The 304-nt window shown below is 54.3% G+C and carries 1 rRNA gene; it reads right to left on the bottom strand.

The features are described from left to right. A 23S ribosomal RNA gene (locus FRC96_RS22280) occupies positions 1-304 on the bottom strand; the annotation flags it as partial.

Below are 304 nucleotides of genomic sequence, written 5' to 3'. Positions count from 1 at the left end.
GGGCACACCTTCTCCCGAAGTTACGGTGTCAATTTGCCGAGTTCCTTAACCAGGGTTATCTCAACGCCTTAGAATGCTCTTCTCGCCTACCTGTGTCGGTTTTGGTACGGGCTCTCTATACACTCCGGTGCGAAACTTTTCTTGGAAGCCGCGCATCGATCCGTTGACCTGAGTCCCCAAATAGGGGGACTCTCCACTTTCCCTCTCAGCGTTTAAATGGTCAGACGTTTGTGGTGCGAACACCTCCTATCTGACCCGCCTACCGGGTTGTACCGGACATCCATCAGTCCGGCGGACCTAGCGT

Source organism: Lujinxingia vulgaris (assembly GCF_007997005.1).
GTDB lineage: Bacteria > Myxococcota_A > Bradymonadia > Bradymonadales > Bradymonadaceae > Lujinxingia.
This window is presented reverse-complemented; position numbering and strand designations above follow the sequence as displayed.